Origin of the sequence: Kocuria sp. KRD140 (assembly GCF_017168375.1) — a bacterium.
Taxonomy (GTDB): domain Bacteria; phylum Actinomycetota; class Actinomycetes; order Actinomycetales; family Micrococcaceae; genus Kocuria; species Kocuria marina.
Map to the genome: position 1 here is coordinate 90,554 of NZ_JABFAW010000001.1, position 7,848 is coordinate 98,401.

5 protein-coding genes and 1 pseudogene are annotated in these 7,848 nt (G+C 70.3%); all 6 read right to left on the reverse strand.

Annotation, left to right across the window (positions count from 1 at the left end; translation table 11 throughout):
* Positions 1-58: 58 nt before the first annotated feature.
* Positions 59-1,063, reverse strand: a complete 1,005-nt coding sequence (pyrF, locus tag J1M36_RS00375; RefSeq protein WP_082943231.1) for an orotidine-5'-phosphate decarboxylase — start codon at positions 1,061-1,063, stop codon at positions 59-61.
* Positions 1,056-4,376 carry a carbamoyl-phosphate synthase large subunit gene (carB, locus tag J1M36_RS00380; RefSeq protein WP_064845876.1) on the reverse strand — a complete coding sequence of 1,107 codons (3,321 nt, stop codon included), beginning with the start codon at positions 4,374-4,376 and terminating at the stop codon, positions 1,056-1,058. The genes pyrF and carB overlap by 8 nt, the downstream gene beginning before the upstream one ends.
* Positions 4,376-5,560 (reverse strand): glutamine-hydrolyzing carbamoyl-phosphate synthase small subunit, encoded by a 1,185-nt coding sequence (gene carA / locus J1M36_RS00385; protein ID WP_206478273.1) that lies wholly within the window; start codon positions 5,558-5,560, stop codon positions 4,376-4,378. The genes carB and carA overlap by 1 nt, the downstream gene beginning before the upstream one ends.
* 57 nt (positions 5,561-5,617) lie before the next feature.
* Positions 5,618-6,112 carry a hypothetical protein gene (locus J1M36_RS00390; protein WP_064845878.1) on the reverse strand — a complete coding sequence of 165 codons (495 nt, stop codon included), beginning with the start codon at positions 6,110-6,112 and terminating at the stop codon, positions 5,618-5,620.
* A gap of 22 nt (positions 6,113-6,134) precedes the next feature.
* On the reverse strand, positions 6,135-7,445 hold the full coding sequence (locus J1M36_RS00395) for a dihydroorotase (protein ID WP_206478274.1): 1,311 nt from the start codon (positions 7,443-7,445) through the stop codon (positions 6,135-6,137).
* A 10-nt stretch (positions 7,446-7,455) separates the two neighbouring features.
* Positions 7,456-7,848, reverse strand: a pseudogene (locus J1M36_RS00400) (aspartate carbamoyltransferase); the annotation flags it as partial.

Sequence of the window (7,848 nt, forward strand, 5' to 3'; positions counted from 1 at the left end):
GATGAACGCCCCCCTGACGTGGCCTTTCGGGCCGCCGCCAGGGGCGTTCACGGGGGTCTCAGGAGAGCTGGAGGTGCGTGCGTAGTTCCTCGGTGCTGCGGTCGATGGCGTCCCGCAGCGCGGGGACGTCGGGACCGTGACGCAGCACACCTCGCGAGGAGTTCGCGAGCACTGTGGGCCTGACGTGCTCAAACACCGTGGCCACGGCCGCGGCGTCCGCGCCCTGGGCACCGTAACCGGGGGCCAGGATCGGCCCGTTCAGGGTGCTCAGATCGATGTCCAGGGACGCCAGGGCCTCCCCCACGGTCGCCCCGATCACCGCTCCGCACGAGCCCAGGGTGGCCACCGACGGTGACGTCACGATTTCATCACGATTGTTCCCGGCCCCCGTATTGGCGCCGGTGACGCCGCGAACGGCCGCCGCGGTGGCGCCGTCCGACGGCGCCGTCGAACCGTCCGGGGACGACGACGCCGTGCCCGGCCGGGGCTGCGCCGTCGCGTTCTCCCGGGCGATCGCGGCCAGGACGGACCCGGCCACGGACCCGGTGCCGCCCACGTGCTGGACGGACGCGCCCTCCGGGTTGGAGGTCAGCGCGAGCACGAACGTCCCGCGCCCGGTCTCACGCGCGAGGTCCAGTGCCGGGCGCAGGGACTCGAAGCCGAGGTAGGGACTCAGCGTCACGGCGTCGGCCGCGAGGGGCGAGTCGTCGGAGAGCCACGCGCTCGCGTAGGCCGCCATGGTGGAACCGATGTCCCCGCGCTTGGCGTCCGCGATGCTCAGCAGCCCGGCCGCGCGGGACTCCCGCAGGACGCGCTCGAGCACCGCGAAGCCCGCGGAACCGTACGCCTCAAACAGGGCGACCTGCGGTTTCACGGCCGCACACCGCTCCGCCGCGGCCTCCAGGACGCCCAGCGCGAAGCGTTCGAGGCCGTTCGCCGTGGCGGGCAGCCCCCACGCGTCCAACAGGGACGGGTGGGGGTCGATGCCCACGCACAATGGACCCGCAACGGTCATCGCCCGTTCGAGGCGGGCCCCGAAGGGAACGCGCGCGAACTCAGCCACGGGTGTCCCCCGCGGCGACCTGCTCCCGCAGCTTCTGCTCGTGCTCCTGCAGGGACGTCACGGACCACGAGTACTGCCGCTGCGCGGTGATCGCCTGCAGCGCCGCACCGAGCTCCGAGACCGTCGTCATGGTGGGCACGCCCACGGACGTGGCCGCCGCACGGATCTGGTACCCGTCGCCGCGGGCCTGCTGACCGCCGGAGGGCGTGTTGAAGATCAAGTCGATCTTCCCGTCCGTGATCAGGTCCGCGACCGAGGGGGACCCGTCGTCGGCGTCGGCGATCTTGGCCACGACCGTGGACTCGATGCCGTTGCGCCGCAGCACCTGGGCCGTGCCGCCCGTGGAGACGATCTCGAAGCCCAGGTCCGCGAACATCTTCACGGGGATCACCGCGGAGCGCTTGTCCTTGTTGGCCACCGAGACGAACAACCGCCCGGACGTGGGCAGCGGCCCGCCCGCGGCGGCCTGCGCCTTGGCGAACGCGGTGTCGAAGTAGCGGTCGATGCCCATGACCTCACCCGTGGAGCGCATCTCGGGGCCCAGCAGGGAGTCCACCACGGTGCCCTCCGGGGTGCGGAAGCGCGCGAACGGCAGCACGACCTCCTTGACCGCGGTGGGGGTCTGCTCGGGCAGGGTCGTGCCGTCGTAGTCCGCGGGGAGCATCCCCTGCTCGCGCAGCTCGGCCACGGTGCGCCCGGTACCGATCAGCGCGGCGGCCTTGGCCATCTGCACGCCCGTGGCCTTGGACACGAACGGCACCGTGCGCGAGGCCCGCGGGTTGGCCTCGATCACGTAGAGCACATCTGAGGCGAGAGCGAACTGCAGGTTGATCAGACCCTTCACGCCCACGCCGCGCGCAATGGCTTCGGTGGCCTCGCGCACGCGGGAGATCACGTCCGGGCCCAGGGTGATGGGGGGCAGCACGCACGCGGAGTCACCGGAGTGGATCCCGGCCTCCTCGATGTGCTCCATGATCCCGCCCACGTAGCAGTCCTTGCCGTCGTAGAGCGCGTCCACGTCGATCTCGATCGCGTCCTCGAGGAACTTGTCGATCAGGGCCGGGCGGCTCGGGCTGACCTCGGTCGCGTTCTCGAGGTAGGACTTCAGGGACGCCTCGTCGTAGACGATCTCCATCCCGCGCCCCCCGAGCACGTAGGACGGGCGCACCAGCACGGGGTAGCCGATCTCGTGGGCGATCCGGCTGGCCTGCTCGAAGGTGTGGGCCGTGCCGTTCTTGGGCTGGCGCAACCCCGCCTCAGTGAGCACGCGCGCGAACTCCCCGCGGTCCTCGGCCAGGTCGATCGCCTCGGGGGTCGTCCCGAGGATCGGCACGCCCGCGGCCTTGAGGTCAGCCGCGAGCTTGAGCGGGGTCTGCCCGCCGAGCTGCACGAAGACACCGAGCAGCCCACCCGAGCGGCGCTCGGCCTCCACGACCTCCATGACGTCCTCGAACGTGAGCGGTTCGAAGTACAGCCTCGTGGAGATGTCGTAGTCGGTCGAAACGGTCTCCGGGTTGCAGTTGAGCATCACGGTCTCGTACCCGGCCTCGCGCAACACCATGGACGCGTGCACGCACGAGTAGTCGAATTCGATCCCCTGCCCGATCCGGTTGGGCCCGGAACCCAGGATCATGACCGAAGGCTTCTCGTGCGGGGCCACCTCCGTTTCGCGGTCGTAGCTCGAGTAGTGGTACGGGGTGAACGCCTCGAACTCGGCGGCGCACGTGTCCACGGTCTTGTAGACGGGGCGGATGTCCAGCGCGTGGCGCACCCCGCGCACCACCGATTCCTCGAGGTGGACCAGCTCACCGATCTGGGCATCGGAGAAGCCGTGGCGCTTGGCCTCCCGCAGCGTGACCGGGCGCAGGTCCGGGTCCGCGCGCACCAGGTCCGCGGTCTCGTTGAGCAACTGGATCTGGTCCAGGAACCACGGGTCGATCGCCGTGGCCTCGAAGACCTGTTCCACGCTCGCACCCGCGAGAAGGGCCTGCTGCACGTTGCGCAACCGGTGGGTGGTGGTCTCGCGGCACGTCTCCACGAGCCGGGCCACCGTGTTGGGCCCGGGCTCCACGGCCGGGCGGGCGAAGCTGAAGGACGAACCCTTCTGCTCGAGCGAGCGCATGGCCTTCTGCAGCGCCTCGGTGAAGTTGCGCCCGATCGCCATGGCCTCACCCACCGACTTCATGGTCGTAGTCAGCGTGGGGTCCGCGGCCGGGAACTTCTCGAACGCGAAGCGCGGGACCTTCACGACCACGTAGTCCAGGGTGGGCTCGAAGCTCGCGGGGGTCTTCTGCGTGATGTCGTTGGGGATCTCGTCGAGCGTGTACCCCAGGGACAGCTTGGTCGCGATCTTGGCGATCGGGAAGCCCGTGGCCTTGGACGCGAGCGCCGAGGAACGGGAGACGCGCGGGTTCATCTCGATGACCACGATCCGCCCGGTTGCGGGTTCCACCGCGAACTGGATGTTGCACCCGCCTGTGTCCACGCCCACTTCACGGATCACGGCGATCGCGATGTCACGCATGCGCTGGTACTCGCGGTCGGTCAGGGTCAGGGCCGGGGCCACAGTGATCGAATCGCCCGTGTGCACGCCCACCGGGTCCACGTTCTCGATCGAGCACACGACCACCACGTTGTCGTTGGCGTCGCGCATCATCTCGAGCTCGTACTCCTTCCACCCCAGGATGGACTCCTCGAGGAGCACCTCCGAGGTGGGTGAGTACTGGATCCCGGCGCCGGCGATGCGGTGCAGATCGGTCTCGTCGTACGCGAGACCCGAGCCCAATCCGCCCATCGTGAAGGACGGGCGCACGACCATGGGGTAACCGAGCTTCTCGGCGGCGACGAGCGCCTCGTCCATGGAGTGCACGATGATCGAGCGCGCGGACTCCGCGCCGCAGCGTTCGACGACGCCCTTGAAGGCCTCGCGGTCCTCGCCCAGGTTGATCGCGTCCACGTCCGCGCCGATCAGCTCGACGTCGTACTTCTCGAGCACGCCGTTGGCGTCCAGGGCCAGGGCCGTGTTCAGCGCGGTCTGCCCGCCCAGGGTGGGCAGCACGGCGTCGGGACGTTCCTTCGCGATGATCTTCTCGACCGTCTCCGGGGTGATGGGCTCCACGTAGGTGGCGTCCGCGAACTCGGGATCGGTCATGATCGTGGCCGGGTTGGAGTTGACCAGGATCACGCGCAGCCCCTCGTCCTTCAGCACGCGCAGGGCCTGGGTGCCGGAGTAGTCGAACTCCGCGGCCTGGCCGATCACGATGGGCCCGGAGCCGATCACCAGGACGCTGTTGAGGTCTTGCCTGCGGGGCATCAGTTGTCTCCTGCTTCCGGATCGGGGCTCTGACCGGCCCGGTCCATCATGTCGATAAAGCGGTCGAAGAGGTAGGCGGAGTCGTGCGGACCCGCGGCGGCCTCGGGGTGGTACTGCACCGAGAACGCGGGGATGTCCTCGCAGCGCAGTCCTTCCACGACGTCGTCGTTGAGCCCCACGTGGGACACGCTGACCCGCCCGTAGCGTGACTCGGGCGCGGTCACGGGCTCCCCCACGGGCGCGTCCACCGCGAAGCCGTGGTTCTGGGAGGTGATCTCCACCGTGCCCGTGGCGAGGTCCATGACCGGCTGGTTGATCCCGCGGTGGCCGAACGTGAGCTTGTACGTCCCGAAGCCCAGCGCGCGGCCGAGCAGCTGGTTACCGAAGCAGATCCCGAAGAACGGGATGCCCTCATCCAGCACGCGGCGCAGCAGGGCCACCTGCTCGTCCGCGGTGGCCGGGTCCCCCGGGCCGTTCGAGAAGAACACGCCGTCCGGGTGCAGCGCCTGCACCTGCTCAAAGCTCACGTCCGCGGGCACCACGTGCACACGTACCCCGCGTTCGGCCAGGCGCTGCGGGGTCATGGACTTGATCCCCAGGTCCACCGCGACCACCTCGTGGCGCACCGGGGCGTCCCAGCCGTGCTCGCGCGGCTCCACCACGTAGGTCTCGTCCGTGCTCACGTGCTCGGCGAGCGCACGGCCCGCCATCCCCGGCTGCTCGGTGACCCGCTGCACGAGCTGGGCCACGGGCTCACCGGCCTGATCGCCGGAGAAGATCCCGGCGCGCATCGCACCCTTGTCGCGCAGGTGGCGGGTCAGCGCGCGGGTGTCCACGCCCTGGATCCCGGTGATGCCCTGCTCGGCGAGCTCTTCGTCCAGGCTGCGCTCGCTGCGCCAGTTGGAGGGCCGGCGGGCGGGGTCACGCACCACGAAGCCGTTGACCCAGATCTTGCGGGATTCCATGTCGTCCAGGTTCACGCCCGTGTTGCCGATGTGCGGGGCGGTCTGGATCACGATCTGCCCCGCGTACGAGGGGTCGGTCAGGGTCTCCTGGTAGCCGGTCATCCCGGTCGCGAAGACCGCTTCGCCGAAGGCCGTCCCGGGGGCACCCCAGGCGCGGCCCTCGAACACCGTGCCGTCCTCGAGGACCATGACGGCCGGTTCGATGCGTGGTGAGTTCATGGCGAACTCCTTTCGTTGAGCGTGCCGGGAGCGTGAGGGCTCCCGGGAATTCGGTTCTCAGGCGTCCAGCAGGGCCGACGCCGCGTCCTCCAGTTGCCGGGATCCCTCACCGGTGCGCGCGCGGAAGCCGGTGTCCACGCGGGTGTCCCCGAGGTCCCAGGTCAGCACCACGAGTCCGTCGCGTTCCACGAACTTGCCGACCATCCCGGACGCGGTGGACACCGCGCGCAGATCCGCCCGTGGAATGAACACGTCCGGGGCGCCCTGGCGGTTGAGGAACACGCCGTCCGGGGCCACGATCGCCTCCGCGTTCGTGCGCACCCCCAGGTCATGCCCCGCGATACGTTCGAGCGGTTGGGCGGTGTAGGTGGTGACCACGTACATCCCGTCCACGCGCGCGGTGGCCCGCTGCAGCAGGTCCCGGGGCGCCTGGGCCGGCGCGGCCAAGCCCGCCTGGCGTCGCACCCGACCCCGCCAACCCCACCGGATCAGGGCGAAGAGCACCACGACGATCAGGATGGTCAACAGGGTGGGGACGAGCTTGTCCGACATGGGCGGCCTTTCGTGGGGGTGGTCAGCGGGTCAGCGGCGTGGCGGGTTCGCCGTCACGCACCACGGGGTGACCGCGGTAGAACGTGGCGCGCACACCGCCGGGCAGGGTCATCCCCCGGTACGGACTATTGCGGCCCTTGGACGCGTGGATCGTGGGATCCACGGGGGTCTGCCCGCTGGGGTCCCACAGCACGATGTTCGCGGTGGCCCCGGGGGCCAGTTCCTGGCCCTGGTCGGTCAGGCCCAGGATCCGGGCGGGGGTGCGGGACATGATCTGCGCCACGCGCTCCCACCCGATCAACCCGGTGTCCACGATGGTCGACTGGACCACCGCAAGGGCGGTCTCCAGACCCGTCATGCCGTGGGCCGCGCAGCTCCACTCGCATTCCTTGTCCTCCGCGGTGTGCGGGGCGTGGTCCGTGCCGATCACGTCGATCGTGCCCTCGGCCACGGCACGGCGCAGGGCCTGGACGTCGTCGTCCGTGCGCAGCGGCGGGTTGACCTTGTAGACGGGGTCGAAGGTGCGCACGAGTTCGTCGGTGAGCAACAGGTGGTGCGGGGTGACCTCCGCGGTCACGGCCACGCCGCGCTCCTTGGCCCAGCGCACGATGTCCACGGACCCCTTGGTGGAGAGGTGGCAGATGTGCAGGCGGGAGTCCACGTGCTGGGTCAGCAGCACGTCCCGGGCGATGATCGCCTCCTCGGCCACCGCGGGCCAGCCCGTGAGACCGAGGTCAGCGGAGACCGCGCCCTCGTTCATCTGGGCGCCCTCGGTCAGGCGCGGTTCCTGGGCGTGCTGGGCGATGATCCCCCCGAAGGACTTGACGTACTCGAGGGCCCGGCGCATCAGAACGGGGTCGTGGACGCACTTGCCGTCGTCGGAGAACATCCGTACACCCGCGCGGGACTCGGCCATCGCGCGGATCTCGGACAGCTGCGTGCCCCCGAGCCCCACCGTGACCGCGCCCACCGGGTGGACGTCGCACCACCCCGCGTCGCGGCCCAGCTGCCACACCTGCTCGACCACGCCGGCGGTGTCCGCCACGGGGTGGGAGTTGGCCATCGCGAACACCGCGGTGAACCCGCCGCGGGCCGCCGCACGCGTTCCGGTCTCCACGGTCTCGGCGTCCTCGTGACCCGGTTCGCGCAGGTGGGTGTGCATGTCCACGAGACCCGGAAGGGCCACGGCGCCGGCGGCGTCGATCACGTCCGTGCCCTCGGGCACGTCCAGGGTGCCCACGGGCCCCACGGCGGCGATCACCCCGTCCGTGAGCAACAGGTCCGCGGGCTCACCGCCCTCGGGGCGGGCGTTGCTGATCAGGTAGGAGCTCATGCGGGCCACCTCAGTTCTCGCTCGGGTACGGGGAGCTCTCGTCGCCGGAGAGCAATAGGAACAACACGGCCATCCGCACGGCCACACCGTTGGCCACCTGCTCCAACACGGTGGAGCGCGGGGAGTCGGCGGCCTCTGAGGAGATTTCCAGGCCGCGGTTCATGGGCCCGGGGTGCATGAACACCGTGGGCGCACCCATGTGCTCGAGGCGCTGCACGCGCTGGGACGTGAGCCCCCAGCCGCGCGTGTACTCGGCCTCGCTCGGGAAGAACGCGGCGTTCATGCGCTCACGCTGCAACCGCAGCATCATCACGGCGTCCGGGGCCTCGGCCAGCACGGCGTCCAGGTCGTAGCCGACCTCGCACGGCCAGTCGTCCATGGCCACGGGGACCAGGGTGGGCGG

Bases quoted from the DNA above. Each gene is read 5' to 3' on its own strand.
- carB (WP_064845876.1), bottom strand. From the start codon at position 4,376: ATGCCCCGCAGGCAAGACCTCAACAGCGTCCTGGTGATCGGCTCCGGG.
- carA (WP_206478273.1), bottom strand. From the start codon at position 5,560: ATGAACTCACCACGCATCGAACCGGCCGTCATGGTCCTCGAGGACGGC.
- J1M36_RS00390 (WP_064845878.1), bottom strand. From the start codon at position 6,112: ATGTCGGACAAGCTCGTCCCCACCCTGTTGACCATCCTGATCGTCGTG.
- J1M36_RS00395 (WP_206478274.1), bottom strand. From the start codon at position 7,445: ATGAGCTCCTACCTGATCAGCAACGCCCGCCCCGAGGGCGGTGAGCCC.